This window comes from Iodidimonas muriae, assembly GCF_014647255.1.
GTDB classification, from domain to species: domain Bacteria; phylum Pseudomonadota; class Alphaproteobacteria; order Sphingomonadales; family Rhodothalassiaceae; genus Iodidimonas; species Iodidimonas muriae.
Genome location: NZ_BMOV01000007.1, coordinates 147,061 through 168,929 on the forward strand (window position 1 = coordinate 147,061; position 21,869 = coordinate 168,929).

The window sequence follows — 21,869 nt, forward strand, 5'->3', positions numbered from 1 at the left end:
GCGCTCAATCGGCACCCATTGTCACAACCACCTTGCCGGTGGACCGGCGCTCTTCCAAGGCCCGCAAGGCTTCAACCGCATTTGAAAGCGGTTCTGCATGGGAAATATGGGGGGTGATTTTGCCCTCGCCCAGCCATGTCATCAATTGATGCATGGAGCCCATCAGAATCTCGGGGCGTTTTTTGGCATAGGACCCCCAATAAAGCCCCACCACCGATATATTTTTCACCAATAAAAGATTGGCCGGTATTTGCGGAATGGTTCCCGATGCAAACCCGATCACAATGATCCGGCCTTCAAACGCGATGCAGCGCAAAGACTGGTCAAAACTGGCACCGCCCACTGGATCATAAATCACATCGGCCCCGCGCCCGTTGGTGATTTCCTTCACCCGTTCACGCAGATTCTCGGTTTTTGAATTGATCAGATGATCCGCACCTTTGCTTTTGGCCACATCCAGTTTTTCGCGGGTGGATGCCACCGCAATCACCGTCGCCCCCATCAGCTTGCCGATCTCCACCGCCGTCAGCCCCACGCCACCGGCCGCCCCGTGCACCAGAAGCGTTTCACCCGATTTCAGGCCCGCCCGATGGGCCAAAGCCACATGGCTGGTGCCATAAGCCACGGAAAAAGCCGCCGCCGCTTCGAAAGACACGGATTTGGGAATGGGCAGCGCCATATCCGCCGCAACCAGCGCTTCTTCCGCCAAACCGCCGGTGCCGATCATCGACATCACCCGATCTCCGGGCTTGATACCTTTCACATCGGGAGCAACCTCCAGCACCTCGCCCGCCACTTCGCCACCCGGCGTGAACGGCATAGGCGGTTTTTCCTGGTACAGCCCCTTAACGATCAGAATATCGGCAAAATTGATCCCACAGGCCCGCACCCCGATGCGGATATGCCCCGGTTTCATCTGTGGGCTGGCCACCTCTTCCACCTTCAGCATGTCCAGTTCGCCCGGCTCATGAACTCTGATCGCCTTCATTGGCTGTGTCCTTTATCAAATTCGGGGTGGCACCGATGCATCGCCGCCAAGGCTAGGCGCAAGGACAAGGCGGCGCAAGAACAAGAAGACTCATGAACGCACGCAAAAATTTCCCCAAAAATATTGCAATGCAATATAAACATCCCACTTACCAGATACGGCGCATTTCACATTTTTTGCGCAAGATCCCACCATTGCCGTCTGCAATGCTTGTAATTGCGCGCTTTCTCCTTATAGTCCGCGCGCCCGTTCTTTAAGAGAGTCGAAAGTTCATGACCCTGCGAAATATCGCCATCATCGCCCATGTCGATCATGGCAAGACCACGCTCGTTGACCAGATGTTCCGTCAATCCGGCGCCGTGCGCGACAACCAACGTGTTGCTGAACGCGCTATGGATTCCAATGCTCTGGAGCGGGAACGCGGGATCACCATCCTTGCCAAATGCACCTCCGTTATCTGGAAAGATACACGCATCAACATCGTGGACACCCCGGGCCATGCCGATTTCGGCGGCGAGGTGGAGCGTATCCTGTCGATGGTGGATGGCGTGGTGCTGCTGGTGGATGCGGCCGAAGGGCCGATGCCACAAACCAAATTCGTTACCCAAAAGGCACTGGCCCTTGGCCTGCGCCCCATCGTTGTAGTGAACAAAGTGGACAAGCCCGATGGCCGCCCCGATGGCGCCCATGAAGAGGTGTTCGATCTGTTTGCCGCCCTTGATGCCAATGACGATCAACTGGACTTTCCCACTCTTTATGCGTCAGGCCGCGACGGATGGGCTGTTGAATCGCTGGAGGACGAGCGCAAGGATCTATCTCCCCTCTTCGATTTGATCGTGCACCATATTCCCACACCGGCCCCCGTGCGGGACAACACCGCCGACAAACCCTTTGCCATGCTGGCAAGCCTGATGGAGCGCGACCAGTTTCTGGGTCGCATCCTGACAGGCCGAATCGAGCAAGGCACGGTGCGTGCCGGCACAACGGTGAAAGCAATGAACCGTGATGGCAAGCTCATCGAGCAAGGCCGCATCAGCAAGGTGTTCAGCTTTCAGGGTTTGGAGCGGGTGGCGGTAACAGAAGCCCATGCGGGTGACATTGTTGCCATTGCCGGTCTGGAAACCGCCACCGTGTCCGACACACTGGCCGATCCGACCGTAGAAGACGCATTGCCATCCTTGCCCATTGATCCCCCCACCCTTGCCATGACCTTCTCGGTCAATGACAGCCCGCTTGCGGGCCGTGAAGGCGATAAGGTGACCAGCCGGGTGATCGGAGAACGCCTGATGCGGGAAGCGGAAGGCAATGTGGCCATTCGCATTTCTCAAAGCGCCGACCGCGATGCCTTTGAAGTGGCCGGTCGCGGTGAATTGCAGCTCGGGGTCTTGATCGAAACCATGCGCCGCGAAGGATATGAACTGTCCGTTTCGCGCCCCCGCGTTCTTTATAAAACCGATGAAAACGGCAAACGCCTTGAACCCATGGAAACCGTGATGGTGGATGTGGACGAAGCCTATCAAGGCACTGTTGTCGAGAAAATGAGCCTGCGCAAAGCGGAATTGACCGACATGCGGCCTTCAGGTGGCGGCAAAGTTCGTCTGACATTCTCGGCTCCGGCCCGCGGGCTGATCGGCTATCATGGCGAGTTTCTTACCGATACCCGTGGCACCGGCATCATGAACCGGCTGTTCGACAGCTATGGCCCCTATAAAGGTGCCATCGCCGGACGTCGCAATGGTGTGCTGATTTCCATGGAAACCGGCAAGGCAGTCACCTATGCGCTGTGGAATCTGGAAGAACGCGGCGTGATCATGATTGACGGCGGCGAACCGGTTTATGTGGGGATGATCATCGGCGAGCACAGCCGCGGTCAGGATCTGGAAGTGAACCCGCTGAAAGCCAAAAAGCTCACCAATATCCGCGCAGCGGGCAAGGACGAAGCCGTGGCTCTGACCACGCCGCGCCGTCTCAGCCTTGAAGAAGCACTGGCTTATATCGGCGATGATGAATTGGTTGAAGTCACGCCCAAAGCCATTCGCTTGCGCAAGCGCTTCCTGGATCCCCATGAGCGCAAACGCGAATCCCGCAAGGCCGAAGCCGTCGGCTGAACAAACGAATACAGCGATAAATAAACCGGGCGCGGGATCAATTTCCGTGCCCGTTTTCTATCGTATCAGCGCCCATCCGATCATCATATCCGCCGTCCCCTTTCGTCACTACCGGACGCCATTTTTCATCACTCCCGGATTTGATCCGGGAGTCCACACCGGCGTTAGAGCTGCGCACCATCAGAAAAGGCTGGATGTCTCTCCTGAGTGGCAAGGGGAAGAAAAGGCACCGCCCCTAAAGGCCACAACTTTGATACGTCATATTCACATTATTTCTCGTGATTTATGCGCTAACATGCCATAAACCTTGTTTGGGTTTTAACGACAGGGAACGGAGCGAATTCGTGGATCAGGAACAAATCAAACATCTTTGGGAAACAGCTTTGGGGCTGATAACCACATATGGCATCTCGGTTATCGGTGCCATTGTCATTCTTGTTATCGGTTTGTGGGTAGCAGGCATTGCCAGCCGCGCGGTAACCCGGATGATGGGCCGCTCCAAAAAAATCGACCCCACATTGACCGGTTTTTTTGCCAGCTTGGTAAAATATGCCATCATTCTTTTCACCATCATCGCGGTGCTGCAAAAATTCGGCGTGCAAACCACCAGCCTCGTGGCGGTTGTTGGTGCCTTGGGTCTTGCCGTTGGCCTGGCCTTGCAAGGCACATTGGCCAATTTCGCCGCCGGTGTGATGCTGCTGCTGTTCCGGCCTTTTCGGGTGGGGCAATATGTAGATGCGGGCGGCATTGCCGGCACCGTACAGGGCATCAGCCTCTTTTCAACGGAAATGGATACGCCGGATAATGTGCGTATCATCGTGCCAAACGGGCAGATTTGGGGCCAGTCCATCCGCAATTTCAGCCATCATGCAACGCGGCGGATGGATGTGCCATGCGGCATCTCTTATTCCGATGATGTGGATAAGGCGATGGAGATCATGAAAAGCACTGTCACGGCCGACAGCCGCGTTCTGGGTGATCCGGCACCGACTGTTTTTGTGGATAGCCTTGGCGACAATTCGGTCAATCTGTCGGCGCGCTTCTGGTGCAATGCGTCAGATTACTGGCAGCTCAAATGGGATACCACAAAAGCCGTGAAGCAGGCGTTCGACAAAGCCGGGATCGACATCCCCTTTCCCCAACGGATGCTTCATGTGGCAGGCGGTGTTGTCTCTGTTGATCAAAAACAGAAAAAAGAAACCAAAACTGCATAAGGATTCCCTAGCATGAGTCTACTTTATTTCCTCCTTATCGGCCTTGCGGCAGGGTTTATCGCCGGCAAGCTAATGCGTGGCGCAGGCTTTGGCCTTTTGGGCAATCTTTTGGTGGGCATCGTCGGTGCGTTGATTGGCGGGTTCTTATTCGGGCTTTTGGGGCTGCACGCCTATGGCCTGATCGGCAATCTGGTAACGGCCACTCTTGGGGCAATTATCTTGCTGTGGATTGCCTCGAAAGCCAAAAAATAAAAGTACGTTTCAACGTCACAATCTAAACCGCGCCGGGGCATATCGCTCCGGCGCAACGTCATGGGCCGCAAGCCAATCGGGCAAATCCTCGCCCAAGGTCACCGCTTTTGTCAGTGCCGCCATAGCAGGGGCCGTCTGAATACCGTAGCCGCCCTGCCCGGCGCACCATATGAACCCCGCACAATCCGGGTCGCGCCCCACCACCGGAACACGGTCCGGCGCAAAGCTGCGCAAGCCCGCCCATTTACGCCCCACAGAAGGCACATCCAGCGTGCTGATCCGTTCGATCCGATCAATGGTTTTGGCAATGTCCAGATCTTCAGGCTGCACATCGCAGGGATTCATGGGTGTTTCATCAGCGGGGGACGCCAGCATCTGTCCGGCTTCCGGCTTGAAATAAAGGGTTTCATCAATATCGATCACCAAAGGCCAATCCGGTGAAATCGCAACGGTTCTCGGCTTGAATACCATGGCCGTTCTGCGCATGGGCTGCAGACCGACAGGAGCCACCCCCGCCATCCGCGCCACATCGTCCGCCCAGGCACCTGCCGCATTCACCACCATCGCCGCTTTGATGGTTCCCTTTGAGCTATAGGCCATAAAACCCGAAGAAATCTGCTCCAGCCTTTGCAATCTGGCATCACATAGCAACCGCCCGCCCTTGCGGCGCAGTTGCTTCAGATATCCTTGATGGATCGCCCCCACATCCAGATCACAACAATCCGGATCGTCCATCGCCCCGCTGATACCCTCCGGCCTTAGAACAGGCACACGGGCGAGCGCCTCATCGGAGGAAACCAGACCGATAGACGGCACCGTCTTTGCCAATTCCTCTGCGCGGCGCAGGGCCCTGTCGCGGTTATGCGCCCCATAGATATGCAAGCAGCCACGACCGGTCATCAGCGGTGCATCGGAAAAGACTTTGGGCGGCTGGAGATAGAAAGCCTGAGACGCATTGGTCAGGGGCAAAATCGCGGGCCCGCCATAGCTTTGCGCATAAAAGGCAGCCGATCGGCCCGTGGTATGATAGCCGGGCATATTTTCGGCTTCGATCACCAGAATATCAGCGGTGTCCACCAATTGCGCCGCCGCCGAAGCGCCGCCGATACCGGCACCGATCACAAGGATATCGCATTGATAATCAGGATGAAGACTTGGCATAATGCGCTGCAATGTGGTCAAAACATCGGCTCGGCACAAGAAAAACAATCAAAGGATCAGCCATGAGCTCACCGCATACATCGTCCCCCTTGCCCGCCGATAGGCTGGAAGAGCTGGCTGAATTCGCCCGAACACTGGCGCAAGCGGCGGCCAAAGCCACTTTACCGTATTTCCGCCAGCCCATGGCGGTGGAGGACAAAGAAGGAAAGGCCGGCTTCGATCCGGTAACAATCGCTGACCGCAACGCGGAACAGGCCATGCGGGCGCTGATTGAAGAACAATATCCAGATCACGGCATCATTGGCGAGGAATTCGGCACCAAGCCCAGCCGCTCCGGCCCTTATTGGGTGCTGGATCCTATCGACGGCACCCGGGCCTTTGTGGCGGGTTTGCCAAGTTGGGGCACCTTGATTGCCTTCAATGACGGGACGCGGCCCGTTATCGGCGTGGTTGCGCAACCCTATATTGGCGAAGTGTTCCTGGGCATAAATGGATCGGGGATTTGCCGTTCCAGCCTGAATGGCCAGATCATCAAAACCCGCTCCTGTGGGGCGCTTGGCCGGGCCACCCTGTCCACCACCGGATTGAATTTTTTCACCGACCCCGAGCGAGAGGCATTTTTAACGCTGGAAAAAGAAGCCCCCATCACCCGCTATGGATTTGATTGCTATGCCTATGCGATTCTGGCCACCGGCAATATTGATCTGGTGGTAGAAGCCGGGCTGGAGCCTTATGACATACAGGCGCTGATTCCATTGATTGAAGGCGCAGGCGGGTGCATTACCACATGGCGCGGCGGCGATGCCCAACAGGGCGGGCGCGTGATTGCGGCTGGCGACAGCACCCTTCATGCGCAAATTCTTGAACGACTCCGCACAGTGGAACAGAAGTAACCCTCCCAATATAAAGGGCCGCCGCTATCCCATATATCTGACAGCACATATTGGCGCTCCGCAAATAGAAAGCGCCGGCGCCAATCAACACCAAAGCCCGTCCTGACCAGCCAGACCTTTCAATCGGCCCCAAATCCGGCTTGGGGTAGCGGGATATGCTGTGTTTGAACCTACTTGGCCTGACGGCAAGAACGGCTACCTCCCCTGACAAGACCCGTTAAAGAGACGGAAAACACCGCTTGCAAAAGGATGGTTAAGGACATTTGGCCAACCAAGGGGAATGCCCCTGTGCTGAATAGACCAACAGACTCACAAAACATTAACTTCTTTTTTCTATGACTGGATTGAATAAAGAAAACAAACGTCAGGCAAAATGTTGGTTATCTTTAATATAATTTTAGTCGTTTTACTGATCTGGGCGGCTGTCCATGATCTGCGCACGCGGTTGATTCCCAATCGCATCCCTGCGCTGATTGTCTTATTGTTTCTGCCCGCAGCACTTTTGGGTTATGTGCCCCAATGGTCCACGCATCTGCTGGTATTCGGCATTGTCTTTGCCATCACGGCCACGGCCTTTGCCCTTGGCTGGATGGGCGGTGGTGATGCCAAGCTGATCCCGGCAATCACGCTTTGGGCCGGGCCACAGCATCTGGTTCTTTTTCTTCTGGCCATGGCATTGGCGGGCGGCCTGGTCGCCGCAACCATGCTGGTCTTGCGCAAGAAATCCCAAAATACCCCCCTTGGCCCCACCGGAGGCCAAGACCCCGCAGCCGCTCAAGATGGCTCTGCCGCAGCATATACGCCCAGCGTACCTTATGCCGTGGCCATTGCCATTGGCGGTGGCGTTTTCCTTATCCAACCAGTTCTTAACGCTTTTGGCGCAGTCTTATGGCCAGTCATCGGGAACGGAGTGTAGCCAATGCCTATGCGATCCATCATTCTTGTTATTGTGGCGATTGTTCTGGCCGGGGCCACAGCGCTTCTGGCCCGCAGCTTGTTGAGCTCCAATGGGGCCGATCAGCAAACCGCCATCGAAAAACCCGCTGAAAGCACAAAGGTTCTGGTGGCTACCACCCAGCTTGGTATCGGCAAGATCATCACCCGCGAAGATTTCCAATGGCAATCCTGGCCCGATGAACGGTTGCACGACAGCTATTTGGTGAACGGCCTTGTGAATGCGGAAGAATTTGTCGGCCATGTGGTGCGCACGGCTGTGCGGCCCGGTGAACCGATCACCCGCGCCCAGCTTGTTGCCCCCGGTGCGCAAGGATTTTTGGCCGCAGCGTTAACGCCGGGTATGCGGGCTGTCACCGTTCCCATCAATAATATCAGCGGTGTTGCGGGCTTTATCTTCCCCGGTGATCGGGTGGATTTGATCATGAATCATGAAATCACCGATTCGGAAGGCAATAACCGCACGGCCAGCGAAACGGTGATGGAAAATCTGCGTATTCTGGCCATTGATACCCGCACGAACAACGCCCCTTCCGAAGATGGCACTGCCCCAAGCCCGCAAGTGGGCAGCACAGCCACCTTGGAAGTAACACCCAAAATCGCTGAAAAAATCACCGTCGTCACCAGCATTGGCAGCCTGACCCTGAGCCTGCGTAGCCTTGCAGCCGATTCGGAAGATGGCACCTTGGCCTCTTTTGCGCCCAATGACGCGGTGAAATCCCATACATGGGATGCGGATGTCAGCCATCTGCTGCCCACCGTTGATCCCAACAAAGATAAAAATATGGTCCATCTCAGCCGTGGCGAAGAGATCTCGGTCCTCACATTTCCCAAGGAGTCTGGCCAATGATCGGTCTGCGGTCCATTGCCATCGCATCCGCGCTTGTTGCGGCAAGCCTTGCGGTCCCCTTTGACGCCAGCCATGCACAAAATGATGCACAACGCCTTGATACCAATGGCGAAATTTTGGCGCTTGAAACCAATAAAGGCGTGTTGCTGCGCCTTGATCGCCCGGCCAGCGATATCTTTATCGCCAATCCCGAAATTGCCGATGTGCAGGTAAAATCGCCCCGGCTGATCTATGTCTTCGGGGTGTCTCCGGGGGAAACCACCTTATATGCGCTGGGGGCCGATGAGCAGCCGATCTATTCCGCCAGCCTGCAAGTCACCACCAATCTCACCCGCCTTGATGAGCTTTATGAACAGCTTTTGCCCGATTCGTCGGTGCAGGTACGCATGGTGAACGGCATGGGCCTACTGGAAGGCGTTGCCCCTACGGCAGCCTCGGCGGAAGCGGCGGAGCGCTATGCCCGCACCTTTTTGAAAATGGATGTGGTCAATCATATCAGCGTTGTGCAGCCCACACAGGTCAATCTGCGGGTGAAATTCGCTGAAGTGGGCCGCTCCACCCTGAAGCAGCTTGGAGTGAACTGGGAATCGCTGTTCGATATCGGCGATGGCACCATTGGCCTGCTGACCGGTCGTAATGTTGTGGAAACCATTGCCGATCCAATCACGGGGCTTCCTACCAATGTCTTTTTGGGCGACGATTCGGCCGACAGTATTCTGGGCAGTGTCAGCACTGGCAATATACAACTGAACGCAGTGCTGGATGCCTTGGAAACCGAAGGGCTGATTTCTGTATTGGCGGAACCCAATCTCACCGCCGTCACCGGGCAAACGGCCACCTTCCTTGCGGGCGGCGAATTCCCCGTCCCCATTCCCGATGAGGATGGCATTGCCATTGAATTCCGCGAATTCGGGGTGCGCCTTGCCTTTACGCCTTTTGTGGAATCCAGCGACCGCATCACATTGCGCGTCGCCCCCGAAGTAAGCGAACTGACCAATACCGGGGCCATCAATATCAGTGGCATTGCCGTACCGGCCCTATCGACACGCCGGGTAGAAACCACTGTGGAACTGGGATCGGGGCAAAGTTTTGCCGTGGCGGGCCTGATGCAAAACAATCTCAACCAAGATGTGCGGAAATTCCCCGGCTTGGGCGATATCCCCATTCTTGGGGCGCTGTTCCGCTCCGATGCCTTCCGGCAGCGCGAAACGGAACTGGTGGTGATCGTCACCCCTTATCTGGTGAAACCCACCGATGCCCGCAATCTGGCGCTTCCCATGGACGGGGAGAAAATTCCCAATGATGTGGAACGCTATCTGCACAATGAAATGATCAGCTATGCCCCACGCACCCTTGATGCGCCGGGCGCGGGTCGCTCTGGCCCCAGCCTTGTTGGCCGTGCCGGTTTTCGGCTGAAATAACACGAAGGACTTAAGGCATGAGACAGTCTGTTCGGAAATTGGCACGGGTTTCGGCGGCAAGCATCGCTCTTGCTCTTCTTGGTGCCTGTCAGTCTTCTTTGCCGGCCCATTATGACGGCATCGAGCAAGAGGCCCGCAATGAAGTGCATATGGTGCGCCTTGCCCATAAAATCGATTCGGCAGCCGATGACGGGCTGGCCGACAGCCAGAAAACAAGCATCATCCGCTTTCTGGCCGAACTGGATGCGGGCTATGGCGATAGCGTAACGCTGGTCTCCGGCACCCGGTTCCCCGAAACAGCTTTCGCCGATGTGGGCCGGATCATCAGGGCGCATGGGCTGGCCTTGGGGGCCGATGCCGCCAGCATTGGCGAAGAACCCGACAGCAATGGGGCCATTCTGGTTGTGGATCGCTATATCGTCACCTCGCCACAATGCCCCAATTCGGTGCTGCAAATGTCGAAGAATTATACCAATGCAAGCTCTCCGCAATTCGGCTGCGCCAATGTGATCAATCTGGGGCAAATGGTGGCCAATCCGCGCGATTTGCTGACAGGCAATGGCAATGGCCGCACCTCTACCGGAAAAGCGGTGCAATCCTTGCGCGCATGGCGAGAAGAAGTGCCGATTATTCTGGTGCCGCAAGGGGCCGATAACGGGGCTAGCGGCTTTGGTGGCAGTGGTGGATTCTAGGAGAAGTTGAATGGCGTCTACAGCTGCAATGCATGATCGGGCAAATGAAGAACGCGAAGTCTTCGGTGCCTATATTTGTGACGAAGAAACCGCGGCCTTGCTGGCTCCGCTGGCCGAAGAGCATGGCTGGCTTCCCGAGCGTATCCACAAAGGCGGTGTGGCCAATGCAGTGCGTTCTTTGTCGGTGATGCGGTCGCCGGAATTTCTGATCGTCGATTTATCGGAATCGGGCGATCCCCGCGCCGATATTGGTGCTTTGGCCGATGTGTGCGAACCGGGAACGCTGGTTCTGGCCATTGGTGTGATGAACGATGTGCATCTCTATCGTGATCTTTTGGCCTCGGGCATCCATGATTATCTTTTGAAGCCCGTGGATTTTGGCGATCTGCGCGAATCTGTGGCTTTGGCCCTCTCTGCCATGGTCGAGCCAGAAATCCAGACCCCGAAAAAAGAAACAACCAAGCGCATGGTTACGGTGATCGGGGCACGCGGCGGCGTGGGCGCCAGCGGGCTTTCTTCCGGGCTTGCGTGGATTTTGGCCGATGAATTCGATACCCATGTGGGCTTGCTGGATCTGGATCTGAATTTCGGCACCGATGCCATGACCTTTGATCTGGAGCCGGGCCGTGGCTTGAGCGATGCTTTGGAAAATCCCAACCGCGTCGATTCGCTGTTCATCGAGCGGGCCATGCTCAAGGTCTCTGACAAATTGTCTATCCTTGGCTCTGAAGCGCCATTGGGCGATCCCATGACACCCGATCCGGCAGCCTTGCAAAATTTACAGGAAGAACTGGCCGAGAATTTCGATGTGGTGCTGGTGGATCTGCCGCGCTCCATTGCCAGCAGTTATCCTCTGACCCTTGCCAATGCCTCCGATGTGGTGCTGGTGACGGATCTATCTCTTGCTGCCACCCGCGATACCATCCGGCTTTTGAGCCTTATCAAGGCCAATGCCCCCACCGCTACGGTGCATCTGGTGGCCAATAAAGTCCCGCCGGTTATCCAACAGGAAGTGTCGCAAAAGGATTTCGAGGCATCCATCGAACGCGCGGTGGATTTTTTAATCCCTGCCGATCCGAAAAGCGTCGTTTTGGCTGCAAAACAGGGCAAGCCCTTGCCGCAAGCCCTGCCCTCATCGAAGCCTGTGGCGCAAATCCGTGCCTTGGCGCAGCGCCTTGCTGGCGACGATGCCAAGCCATCCAAATCGTCCTTCTGGTCCAAGCTGGTGCGTAAACAGTCATGAAGCAAAGCACGCCCTTTTCCCGCCGATCCACGTCCGCGCGTCGCAGCCTGGCAGGATTTGGCCGTGCAAACGGCGAGGCTGCCAATGGGGCAACTGGTGCCGCTACAGGCAATGACGTGTTGGAAGCCCAAAAACCAATGGCGCCGTCCGCCCCTGCGCCGGAGCCAAAGCCCGCAGATGCGGTGCCAAATTCCCCGCGAAATATCGACGATCTCAGCGATCTGATCGAATCGAAAATCGGCAAACATATCACCCCGGAAGAGGTGCGCATGTCGTCGCGCGCCGATCTGGCTTTGGCGGTGGAAGAATATGTGCGCCAAATCGCGGGCGAAACCGGGATCGAGATCACGGATGCGGAAGTGCGCGACCTTGCCACCTATCTTCTAAACGATCTGATCGAACGGGCAGGCGGCATCGAAGACCCATTATCAAGCCTGACACCGCCCAAATCCGCCAGCACCGATACGGTTTTGCATGCCAAAGAAACCGTCCAGCCGCTTTTGATGGAGCATATCGACCCACAAGCCGCCAGCGAACTGCCCCGGTCGGAACTGGCCGAACAGGTGGGCGATGTGGTGGGCGAATTGCTGGTTCAGGAGAAAATCAACCTGAATTTGAAAGAACAGCGCGATCTGGTGACGCTGCTGCTCAATGACATGCTGGGCCTTGGACCATTGGAGCCGTTGCTGGCCGATGATGCCATCAGCGATATCATGGTCAACGGCCCCAATCAGGTTTATGTGGAACGGGGCGGCAAGCTGGATCTGACCGATGTCACCTTCCGCGACAATCGCCATCTTCTGAATATCGCCCAACGGATCGTAACCGCCGTGGGCCGCCGGGTAGATGAAACATCCCCCATTTGCGATGCGCGCTTGGCCGATGGCAGCCGCGTCAATGTGATTATCCCGCCGCTGGCCATTGATGGGGCCTCCATTTCCATCCGCAAGTTCGCCAAGCAAAAGATCACGCTGGAGAAAATGCTGGATTTCGGCTCCATGTCGCCCAATGTGGCGCAAGTGCTGAAAATCGCTGGGGCCTGTCGGCTGAATATCTTGATTTCCGGCGGGACGGGATCGGGGAAAACCACCATGCTCAATGCCGTGTCCCGATTGATTGATCGCGGCGAACGGGTGGTCACCATTGAAGATGCGGCCGAATTGCAGATGCAGCAACCCCATGTGGTGCGCCTTGAAACCCGCCCCGCCAATCTGGAAGGCAAGGGCGAAATCACCATGCGCGATCTGGTGAAAAACGCCCTGCGCATGCGTCCGGACAGGATCATTCTGGGCGAAATCCGCGGCGGCGAAGCCATTGACATGCTGCAAGCCATGAACACCGGCCATGATGGTTCTATGGGAACCATCCACGCAAACCGGCCACGTGAAGCGCTTACCCGCCTTGAAAATATGGTGAATATGGCGGGCTTGAACCTGCCAACAAAAGCCATCCGCGAACAGATCGCCGCGGCCCTTGACCTGATCATTCAGGTCAGCCGTATGCGCGATGGCGGGCGCCGGACCGTCTATGTCACCGAAGTGGTCGGCATGGAAGGCGATGTGATCACAACGCAAGACCTGTTCCGCTTTGAATGGAAGGGACAGGATGAAAGCGGCAAGCTTATTGGCGACTGGGTGTCCTCCGGGGTGCGCCCGCATTTTATGGCGCGCGCCGAATATTTCGGACTGGGCCGGGCCTTGATGCAGGCGATGGGGTAAAAATTATGGCAAGTGGAAACGATACGCTTCTTATCGCCCTTATCTTCGGAGCCAGCTTGCTGATCTTCGGTACATTGGCGGCGGCCTTTTTGTTTTCCGGAACATCGGATAAGCGGGTGCGGGCGCGTCTGACCCGCTATCGCGCCAAATATGGCCCCTCTGGCGGGGTATCCCGGGCACGGTCCATCCTTGCCGACCAGGACAACTCCTCCCCATTCGAAGCCATGCTGGCGCGATTCGTGCCACGCCCCGAGAGCTTCCGCAAGCGCCTGCAAAAAACAGGAAAAGACATTCCCGTTGGCCGCTATGCGATCATTTGCGCGGTGGTTTTATTGGTTTCATCCCTTGTGATGATGCTGTTTTTCTCTTTGCCCTTTGCCTTGTCTTTGCTGCTGGGGGTGGTGATAGGGATCGGCCTGCCGCATTTCATCGTCTCGCGCATGATCGCCAAACGGGAAAAACAGTTCCTCGCACTATTCCCCGAAGCCATTGAACTGATCGTGCGTGGTCTGAAATCGGGCCTGCCCATCAATGAAACCATCAGCATCGTCGGGTCGGAAGTCGAAGACCCTGTGGGCACGGAGTTTCGCAAGATCGCCGATCAGGTACGCTTTGGGAAAACGCTGGAAGATGCCATGTGGCGGGCGGCCGACCGTCTGGATTTCCCCGATTTCAAATTCTTCGTCATCAGCCTTGCCATTCAGCGCGAAACCGGCGGCAATCTGGCGGAAACTTTGGGGAATTTGTCCAATATCCTGCGCTCGCGCCACCAAATGAAGCTCAAGATCAAAGCCCTGTCTTCGGAAGGACGTGCCAGCGCCATGATCATCGGCTGTCTGCCTTTCATCATGTTTGCCATCATCTACGCTATGAATGCGGACTATGCCTCCACATTCTTTACCGACCCGCGCGCCATGATCGTGCTTTTCGGGGCCTTGATCTGGATGGGTCTTGGCGGATTCATTATCTCCAAAATGATCAGTTTTGAAATATGAGCAATTTTCTCCCCTTTGGCCTGACCCTGATCGATCTCATTACCCTGCTTGTGGGAGCAACGGCTTTTGTCGCCGTGATTGCTGTGTGGCAATCTGGCATCGTGGCGCGCGATCCCATGAAAGGGCGGATAAAATCCTTGCAAGACCGCCGTCAGGCCCTGCGTGCCGGGCTGATCACCGAACCAAAGCGTCGCGCCAGCCCCGTAAAGCAGCCTCAAGGCGTGAATGTCATGCGCGAGGTGGTCAAAAAGCTGAAGCTGGCGCAAAATGAGACCACGCAAAAAGTTTCGAAAAAAATGATGCAAGCCGGTTGGCGGCAAAAGGATGCGGTCGTCATCTATCTGTTTTTCAAGATGGTCTTGCCCATTCTGATCGCCGTGACAGCCGTTGTTTTCGTCTATGGTCTGGGGGTTTTGAGTGGCAAACCCATGATGGAAATGCTGGTGCCACCCGGAGCCATTCTCCTGGCATTTATGGCCCCCGATCTGGTGGTGAAAAACCAAACCCAAAAGCGTATGGATGCTATCAGAAAAGGTCTGCCCGATGCGCTGGACCTTATGGTTATTTGCGCAGAAGCGGGGCTCACTCTTGATACGGCGCTGAACCGCGTCACACAGGAAATGGGCAAAAGCGCCCCGGAACTGGCCGATGAGTTCGGCCTTGCCTCCATTGAACTTGGTTTTCTGCCCGACCGCCGTCAGGCGCTGGCCAATCTGGCGGAACGCGTGCCTTTGCCTTCGGTGCGCGGCGTTGTGACCACCTTGGTGCAAACCGAACGCTACGGCACGCCCCTTGCCATGTCCTTGCGGGTTTTATCGGCGGAATTTCGCAATGAACGCATGATGAAAGCGGAAGAAAAAGCCGCCCGCCTGCCCGCCACCATGACAGTGCCCCTGATCCTGTTCATTCTGCCCACTTTGTTTGTGGTGCTGCTTGGTCCTGCGGCGTGCCAGATCAGCGACGAACTGATCAACCGCTAAGGCATCGGGCAATCCATAAAGGGCTGATTCGACCACTGGCCTGTCTATTTACGACTCGGCCGCCAAGGCATCCCACTCGGGATCGCTGCCCATGACAATGGGAAGGCCCACGATCTCTCCGTCCCCAAAAAGTGCATAAATGCCGCACTTTAAGAAGCAGATTATTATAGATCCTGCGTTTCTCTTGATATTGAAGGTCGTTTGGGGAAGAATGGTCGGGAACACTTGGCCAAGCCTTTTGGTGCGTGCCGGTGTTCATGTGTGGCTATTTTATAGCCGCATATCCTCGCTGTCGTGACTCGGGCCGGGTACCATTGGAACCCGGCCTCTTTTTTCGCCAGTGCACGCATATCAAGCATGCCGAAAGCGACTTTGGCCGGAGCATCGAAATTTAAGGCCACAAATGGTCAGAAAAAAGGCAACCCGGCCTTTTTATGGTTTTCTGGCCCAAGATTGCAGCACCAACCTTATTGCAAAAGCGTTGCGGGGGCTGTTCATACCTTAAGCCAGCGCTTCTTCTCCATCCAATGTCCGCGCCACCGCATGCAAGACCGAAGCAATGCGCACAGCCGCCTGCACCGCTTCCGCACTCAATCCCCCCTTACGCAGCACCTTGTCATGGCTGTCGATGCACATGCCGCAGCCATTGATCGCTGAAACAGCCAATGAAAACAGCTCGAAATCCAGCTTGTCGATCCCCGGATTGTTGATCACATTCATCCGCAATTTGGCGGGCATGGTTTTGTAATCCGCATGGGAGGCCAGATGCACGAACCGGTAATAGATATTGTTCATGGCCATAAGTGAGGCCGCCGCTTTGGCCGCATTCTGGGCCTCGTCGCTGAGTTTCCCGGCCACTTCTTGCTGCACATGACTGATCACCGCCTTGTTGGAAGATGCCAACGCGCAAGCCAGCATGGTTCCATATAGCTGCTGCTCATTAAGAAGCGTCTCGCGCGCAAGACTGGACAGATTCAGCTTCAGGTCTTTGGCATAATCAGGGATCAGCCCCTTTAACTCTTCAAGCGCCATCTTGGTTCACTCCGTTTAGAATAAAGGGAAAAGTCGCGGAAAAAAAAGCCCGGCCAAAGGATACCCCATGGCCGAGCCCCCTGTTTTCAACGCAAAAAAGCGTTAGGCGACTTCTTTAGCCACATCGATGGTTTCTTCGCCGCTATGCCAGTTGCACGGGCACAGCTCATCGGTTTGCAGCGCGTCAAGAACACGCAGCACTTCTTCAGGGTTCCGGCCAACGCTCAGATCGTTTGCCTGCACCATGCGGATGATCCCGTCCGGGTCCACAAGGAAGCTGGCACGCAAGGCCACGGCTTCGTCTTTTTCCAGAATGCCCAGAGCGCTGGACAGTTCTTTCTTGTTATCGGCAAGCCACGGGAATTTCACCGCACCCAGATCTTCACGGCTGTTGCGCCATGCGAAATGCACGAAATCCGTATCGGTGCTGGCCCCGAGCACAACGCAATCGCGGTCTGCAAATTCATCGGCCAAAGCATCAAAAGCCAGAATTTCCGTGGGGCAGATGAAGGTGAAATCTTTCGGCCAGAAGAACACCAGCTTCCATTTGCCGGAAAAGCTCTGGTCGGTCAGGCGCTCGAAATCGCCATCGGGAAGGTCGGTGTTGGACACAGCCTTCAGATTGAAGGCAGGAAATTTATCACCAATGGTCAGCATAGGATGTCCTCGCTTTTGGGTTAGGGGAAACTGTTTGAACGACTCTTATGTGACATTGTTGCTTTTATTGATCAAACAGATATTTTGAATATCATTAATCGATAGAGGCGATCATGATCACACCCACATTGAAACAGCTTCGTTATCTGGTGGCGCTGCACGATCAAATGCATTTTGGTCGCGCCGCCGAAAGCTGCCATGTGACCCAATCTACCCTGTCTTCAGGCATTGCCGAACTGGAAACGCTTTTGGATGCGGATTTGGTGGAGCGCACCCGCCGTGCCTTGTGGTTCACCCCCTTGGGGGAAGATGTGGTGAAAAAAGCCCGCAAGATTCTGCGAGAGGTGGATGAGCTGGTGGACCTGACCCAAGCGGCGTCCGAGCCACTGAGCGGCACCATCCGCATTGGCATCATCCCCACCATCGCGCCTTTTCTTTTGCCGCAGGCCATGCCGCAATTGCGCATCGCCTATCCAAAGCTAAAACTGCAATTCCGTGAACAATTATCCGATATTTTGTGCCATGAATTACTGTCCGGCGAACTGGATATCATCCTTTATGCGTTGCCTTATCGGTGCGGCGATGTGCATGAAGAACCATTGTTCCAAGACCCTTTTCTAGCCGCCTATCCCCCCGATCATACGCCCCTGCCCGATATGATAAGCACCGAGGATCTTGACGGCGAAACCCTGTTATTGCTGGAAGAGGGCCATTGCCTGCGTGATCATGCCCTCGCCGCCTGTTCTTTGCCGGGGGTCGATCCTTCGCGCTCCATATTGGGAACCAGCCTGCACACCTTGGTGCAAATGGTGGAAAGCGGCATGGGCATGACCCTGATCCCGCAAATGGCGCTGGACGGCGGCATCCTGAACGGCACCCATGTGCGCACCGTCCCGCTTTCCGGCGATGCGCCTGCCCGCACCATCGGCCTTGTCTGGCGCAAAAATTCAGCCCGCCAATCGGACTATCTGCTGTTGGCAGACATGCTCAGAAGCTGGCACCAGAAAAGGAATCAATGATTTCTATTCACGCTTATCCTCTGGGGCGGACCAACATCAGCGATCGGCGCGGATGAACAAATAATCACCGTCCTTGTGGCTGTATGATCGGATAATGTCATAAATAGCACCGCTCTTGATATCCTTGCCAAGTTGGTCAAGTCCGTGCGCCACCTCTCCTGCATCGGCGAGATTGGCAAAGCTCGAAATGCCTGCGCGGAACCCTGCATCCAGATAAAGCTGCGGGCGATGTTTGCCGCTATATAAAAACAGATCCTCAAGCGCTTCGGTCACCTCATAGGGCTCGGCAACAATATGCGAAAAACCTGCCACATGCAGGGCTTTGGTCAGATTTTCCATATCAGGCATCTGTTCCCATGATCTACGCAACATGGTTGGAAAATAGCGACAAAGCCAATAGCGTTTCATTTGCAAAGGCAAAGCGGTAAGGAGCACCAATCGCCCGCTCACGGGATCGACAAGGCGGCCGATTTCACAAAAGGCTGCCATCAAGTCGGGGAAATGATGAATGGCAAGGGTACAGACGGCCCCGTTGAAAGCGGCCGTTCTGAAAGGCGTTTGGCCCACATCCGCCAGCACGAACCCCTGATGCAAGGAAGGGCGGTCTTTTTGCAGAGCCCTGGTAATCATCCGGGCCGAAGCATCAAAGCCGACAATCCGTATGCCAGCTTTAGCAAGGCTGAGGGTGTAATTGCCGGTGCCGCAGGCCACATCCACATAGCGGCCCCCTTCAATCGGGCTCAAAAGCGCCTTTAGCCTGTCGCGGATATGGGGATCGGGCCGACGCGTTGCATCATATCCCGATTCGATCCGGTCATAGAGAGTATCCATAGTCACCTCCCATCGAAAAAAGGCCGGGACGCAAGCGCCCCGGCCTTTGATTTTCAAAGCCAAGCCTAGACCTTAATGGCGATAGGCAAAGGGTTGATCGCCGCCCAGATCCATATAGCGGTCACGCAATTCGGTCTGGCGTGAAACAAGGTCCATTTCCTGACCAGCGATAAAGACGGCATCGGGGCTGGACATCACTTCCAAAGGATCGCCGTCCCAAACCACCAGATCGGCGGTTTTTCCGGTCTCCAAAGACCCAAGATCATCGGCCACGCCATAAAGCTTTGCCGGGTTCAGGGTGATGGCCGCCAGCGCCTTGTCCCATGCCATGCCATTGGCCACCGCATTGCCCGCATATTGCAAGACCAGCCGCGCATTGTGGCTATCGCCGCCCGTATCGCCGATCACCACCAGAACCCCGGCATCCGCCAAACGGGCCGCATTCTGTTGTGTGGCTGCCAGCATCGAGAAATCGCCGGGCAGATTATCGAAAGGCTGCACAATCACCGGAATCTTGGCGGCGGCCAATTTATCCGCCACCATCCAGCCTTCAGCAGCACCCACAATGGCCAGATCCAGCTTTGGCATATCCTGCTTCAAGCGGATGATCTGTAACAGATCACTGGCCCGTTGGGCATGGATCAGCAATTTTTGCTTGCCCGTCACCACCTGTTCCAACGCTTCGGCATCCATCGCGCTGACCACACCATCCCAATCAGACGGATTGGGAGATTTGGCATAGCGCTGCGCATCCTTTAGGGCATTGATCAGAGTAATCACAGCACCCGCGCGCGAGCCGCCCGCATCGCCGCTTCCCGCCTCGCCCAAAGAGGCGGTCATGAAGGCACGCGAGGTTGTCACCAGATCGAAGCCTTCGCCCAGATGGATCAACGCCCCTTGCCCTGCAAAAATGCTGTCCCCACCCGATGCGGTCACAGCGGCGCGGGTAATCCCTTCAATGCGGCTGACGGGAATAGTGGTGGCCAGCGGATTGATGGCATAGCTGATATCGAACGCCGCATGAAACGGGCTCTCCCCGGAAATGGAGCCATCGCGGGTGCCGCCAACGGCGTTTACCTCTACAGCACCAAGCTGGGTGAAAGCGGCGAAGATACCCGGCGTGACCACCTTATCAGAGGCATCGATTTCGCGGTAACCGGACGGGATATCAAGCCCGCGCCCCACCGCTTCCACTTTGCCGTCGCGGATCAGAACCGTGGCATTTTCAAGGGTGCCGGCAGGCCCCATGCTGTGAACGGTTCCGCCGGTAATGGCGACCGTTTGCGCCAAAGCCGAGCCTGTGAGCATCGCCATGCCTGCGATGAAAGAGGTTGCAAGAGTCTTCATTTCGCATCTCCTTCACCGGGTTGGCCCAGTTCAAAATCCATCACCGGCTGATGGGCTGGATCTGTCATATCCCAGACAAGCGCCCCGTCCACATACACTTTCTCCGCCTTGCTATAGCTGGAGAAGGGATCGCCAGACCATAAAACCACATCGGCATTCTTACCCGGCTCCAGGCTGCCGGTCTGATCGGCAATGCCCAGCGACCGCGCCGGATTAAGGCTTAGCCATGTCCAGGCCACTTCCTTGGAAATATCGACGCCGACTTTTTTGGCATCGGCCAAGGATTTGGCAGCTTCTTGATTCAGCCTTTGAATGCCCACATCCGAATCGGAATGAACGATGGCGCAGGCTCCGGCTTTGTGAACGAAGGGGATATTTTCACGGATGCCGTCATAGGCTTCCATTTTAAAGCCCCACCAATCGGCCCACATGGCTGCGCAGGTTTCATTGTCTGCCAGCAGATCACCGATTTTATAAGCCTCCACCGCATGATGGAAAGCTGTCACTTTATAGCCAAATTCCTTTGACATATCAATGACCTGAGCCATTTCATCAGCCCGGTAGCAATGCATATGCACAAGGATATCGCCATCCAGAACGCCTTTCAGCGTATCCATTTCAAGATCGCGGCTGGGGGCCTTTGCCTCTTTTCCAGACGCTTTTTTCGATTCGTAGTCGTCCCATTTTTCTTTATAGGCTGCCGCTTTGATCCAACTGGCGCGATAACCTGCAAAATTGCCCATACGTGTGGAAGGCGCACGACCCTTTCCGCCATAAACCCGCTTTGGATTTTCACCACAGGCCATTTTCAGGCCATAAGGGGCGTCGGGGAATTTCATGCCCTGCACGGTGCGCGACGGAACGTTTTTCAAGGTCACACCACGGCCACCAATCAAATTGGCAGAACCGGGCAACACCTGCAGCGCCGTAACACCGCCCGCAAGGGCGCGCACAAAGCCGGGGTCTTGCGGCCAAACGGAGTGTTCGGCCCACACTTCTGCCGTCACCGGAGCCGTGATTTCATTGCCATCGGAATGGGCCCGCACGCCCGGAGAAGGATAGACGCCCAAATGGCTGTGCACATCAATAATGCCCGGTGTCACCCATTTGCCTTTGGCATCGATCACCACGGCATCTGCCGGTGCGTCCAAATTGCGGCCAATAGCGACCACTTTTCCGCCCTGCATAAGAACCGCGCCATCATCAATGCGCTTTCCTGCGCCATCCAGCACCACCGCATTGCGGATCAGCGTGGGGCGCGACGGTAACGCATGATAGGTCGAAGGATAAGGGCCGGATTTTGATGGTTCGGCCTTCACCACCCCACTTGCTGCGTCCCCATTGGCTATGGCGCGTTTGGGGTCCGCCCCATCCGCACTGGCGCAACCGGCAAGGAACAGGGCTGCCGCCGCTGTCGCCGCAAAAACGGCCTGTTTATTATGAGCCATGATGCCTCCTTGAGCATTCTTGTTGTCCCGATGGTGACAACGCTAGCAGGCAATAGGCACCTTTGT

Annotated in this window: 20 protein-coding genes; 13 read left to right on the plus strand and 7 right to left on the minus strand. The window is 56.0% G+C overall.

Annotated features, from left to right (window positions below):
* Positions 1-4: 4 nt before the first annotated feature.
* Entirely contained in the window at positions 5-988 is a 984-nt protein-coding gene (locus IEX96_RS10695; RefSeq protein WP_150005440.1) for an NADPH:quinone oxidoreductase family protein, read from the minus strand.
* A 272-nt stretch (positions 989-1,260) separates the two neighbouring features.
* Between IEX96_RS10695 and typA the strand changes: the two genes are divergently transcribed.
* The 3 genes from typA (at position 1,261) to IEX96_RS10710 (ending at position 4,562) form a co-directional block, all read left to right on the plus strand.
* Positions 1,261-3,096 carry a translational GTPase TypA gene (typA, locus tag IEX96_RS10700; RefSeq protein WP_150005439.1) on the plus strand — a complete coding sequence of 612 codons (1,836 nt, stop codon included), beginning with the start codon at positions 1,261-1,263 and terminating at the stop codon, positions 3,094-3,096.
* Between the two features lie 344 nt (positions 3,097-3,440).
* Positions 3,441-4,310: a mechanosensitive ion channel family protein gene (locus IEX96_RS10705; protein ID WP_229773684.1), complete on the plus strand. Its 870-nt coding sequence runs from the start codon at positions 3,441-3,443 to the stop codon at positions 4,308-4,310.
* 12 nt (positions 4,311-4,322) lie between these two features.
* Entirely contained in the window at positions 4,323-4,562 is a 240-nt protein-coding gene (locus tag IEX96_RS10710) for a GlsB/YeaQ/YmgE family stress response membrane protein (RefSeq protein WP_150005438.1), read from the plus strand.
* A 15-nt stretch (positions 4,563-4,577) separates the two neighbouring features.
* On the opposite strand, the gene IEX96_RS10715 is transcribed toward IEX96_RS10710, so the two are convergent.
* Positions 4,578-5,723 (minus strand): NAD(P)/FAD-dependent oxidoreductase, encoded by a 1,146-nt coding sequence (locus IEX96_RS10715; RefSeq protein ID WP_150005437.1) that lies wholly within the window; start codon positions 5,721-5,723, stop codon positions 4,578-4,580.
* 62 nt (positions 5,724-5,785) lie between these two features.
* Here IEX96_RS10715 and hisN point away from each other — a divergent pair, with 62 nt between their 5' ends.
* From hisN to IEX96_RS10760, 9 genes are all read left to right on the plus strand, one after another.
* Positions 5,786-6,616 (plus strand): histidinol-phosphatase, encoded by an 831-nt coding sequence (gene hisN / locus IEX96_RS10720; protein ID WP_150005436.1) that lies wholly within the window; start codon positions 5,786-5,788, stop codon positions 6,614-6,616.
* A 373-nt stretch (positions 6,617-6,989) separates the two neighbouring features.
* Positions 6,990-7,532, plus strand: a complete 543-nt coding sequence (locus IEX96_RS10725; RefSeq protein ID WP_150005435.1) for an A24 family peptidase — start codon at positions 6,990-6,992, stop codon at positions 7,530-7,532.
* A gap of 3 nt (positions 7,533-7,535) precedes the next feature.
* Entirely contained in the window at positions 7,536-8,420 is an 885-nt protein-coding gene (cpaB, locus tag IEX96_RS10730) for a Flp pilus assembly protein CpaB (protein WP_188873902.1), read from the plus strand.
* Positions 8,417-9,841: a type II and III secretion system protein family protein gene (locus tag IEX96_RS10735; protein WP_188873903.1), complete on the plus strand. Its 1,425-nt coding sequence runs from the start codon at positions 8,417-8,419 to the stop codon at positions 9,839-9,841. The genes cpaB and IEX96_RS10735 overlap by 4 nt, the downstream gene beginning before the upstream one ends.
* A gap of 17 nt (positions 9,842-9,858) precedes the next feature.
* Positions 9,859-10,533 carry a CpaD family pilus assembly lipoprotein gene (locus IEX96_RS10740; RefSeq protein WP_188873904.1) on the plus strand — a complete coding sequence of 225 codons (675 nt, stop codon included), beginning with the start codon at positions 9,859-9,861 and terminating at the stop codon, positions 10,531-10,533.
* A gap of 10 nt (positions 10,534-10,543) precedes the next feature.
* Entirely contained in the window at positions 10,544-11,776 is a 1,233-nt protein-coding gene (locus IEX96_RS10745) for a cellulose synthase operon protein YhjQ/BcsQ (RefSeq protein WP_188873905.1), read from the plus strand.
* Positions 11,773-13,494: a TadA family conjugal transfer-associated ATPase gene (locus IEX96_RS10750; protein WP_229773685.1), complete on the plus strand. Its 1,722-nt coding sequence runs from the start codon at positions 11,773-11,775 to the stop codon at positions 13,492-13,494. Before IEX96_RS10745 ends, IEX96_RS10750 begins: the two co-directional genes overlap by 4 nt.
* A gap of 5 nt (positions 13,495-13,499) precedes the next feature.
* On the plus strand, positions 13,500-14,489 hold the full coding sequence (locus IEX96_RS10755; RefSeq protein ID WP_188873906.1) for a type II secretion system F family protein: 990 nt from the start codon (positions 13,500-13,502) through the stop codon (positions 14,487-14,489).
* Positions 14,486-15,469: a type II secretion system F family protein gene (locus IEX96_RS10760; protein WP_150005425.1), complete on the plus strand. Its 984-nt coding sequence runs from the start codon at positions 14,486-14,488 to the stop codon at positions 15,467-15,469. The genes IEX96_RS10755 and IEX96_RS10760 overlap by 4 nt, the downstream gene beginning before the upstream one ends.
* Positions 15,470-15,970: 501 nt before the next feature.
* Here the strand turns inward: IEX96_RS10760 and ahpD are convergent.
* Both ahpD and IEX96_RS10770 read right to left on the minus strand, forming a co-directional pair.
* Positions 15,971-16,501 carry an alkylhydroperoxidase, AhpD family gene (gene ahpD / locus IEX96_RS10765; RefSeq protein ID WP_150005424.1) on the minus strand — a complete coding sequence of 177 codons (531 nt, stop codon included), beginning with the start codon at positions 16,499-16,501 and terminating at the stop codon, positions 15,971-15,973.
* A gap of 102 nt (positions 16,502-16,603) precedes the next feature.
* Positions 16,604-17,158 carry a peroxiredoxin gene (locus tag IEX96_RS10770; protein WP_150005423.1) on the minus strand — a complete coding sequence of 185 codons (555 nt, stop codon included), beginning with the start codon at positions 17,156-17,158 and terminating at the stop codon, positions 16,604-16,606.
* A 113-nt stretch (positions 17,159-17,271) separates the two neighbouring features.
* Here IEX96_RS10770 and IEX96_RS10775 point away from each other — a divergent pair, with 113 nt between their 5' ends.
* Complete coding sequence (locus tag IEX96_RS10775; protein ID WP_150005422.1) at positions 17,272-18,177, plus strand: hydrogen peroxide-inducible genes activator; 906 nt, start codon at positions 17,272-17,274, stop codon at positions 18,175-18,177.
* 36 nt (positions 18,178-18,213) lie between these two features.
* Here IEX96_RS10775 and IEX96_RS10780 read toward each other — a convergent pair whose 3' ends face one another.
* The 3 genes from IEX96_RS10780 to IEX96_RS10790 all read right to left on the minus strand — a co-directional run bounded on the left by IEX96_RS10780 (position 18,214) and on the right by IEX96_RS10790 (position 21,803).
* Entirely contained in the window at positions 18,214-19,008 is a 795-nt protein-coding gene (locus IEX96_RS10780; RefSeq protein ID WP_150005421.1) for a class I SAM-dependent methyltransferase, read from the minus strand.
* A gap of 72 nt (positions 19,009-19,080) precedes the next feature.
* Positions 19,081-20,355, minus strand: coding sequence for an amidohydrolase family protein (locus IEX96_RS10785; protein WP_150005420.1), 1,275 nt, complete (start codon positions 20,353-20,355; stop codon positions 19,081-19,083).
* Positions 20,352-21,803 carry an amidohydrolase gene (locus tag IEX96_RS10790; RefSeq protein WP_150005419.1) on the minus strand — a complete coding sequence of 484 codons (1,452 nt, stop codon included), beginning with the start codon at positions 21,801-21,803 and terminating at the stop codon, positions 20,352-20,354. The genes IEX96_RS10785 and IEX96_RS10790 overlap by 4 nt, the downstream gene beginning before the upstream one ends.
* Positions 21,804-21,869: the final 66 nt, after the last annotated feature.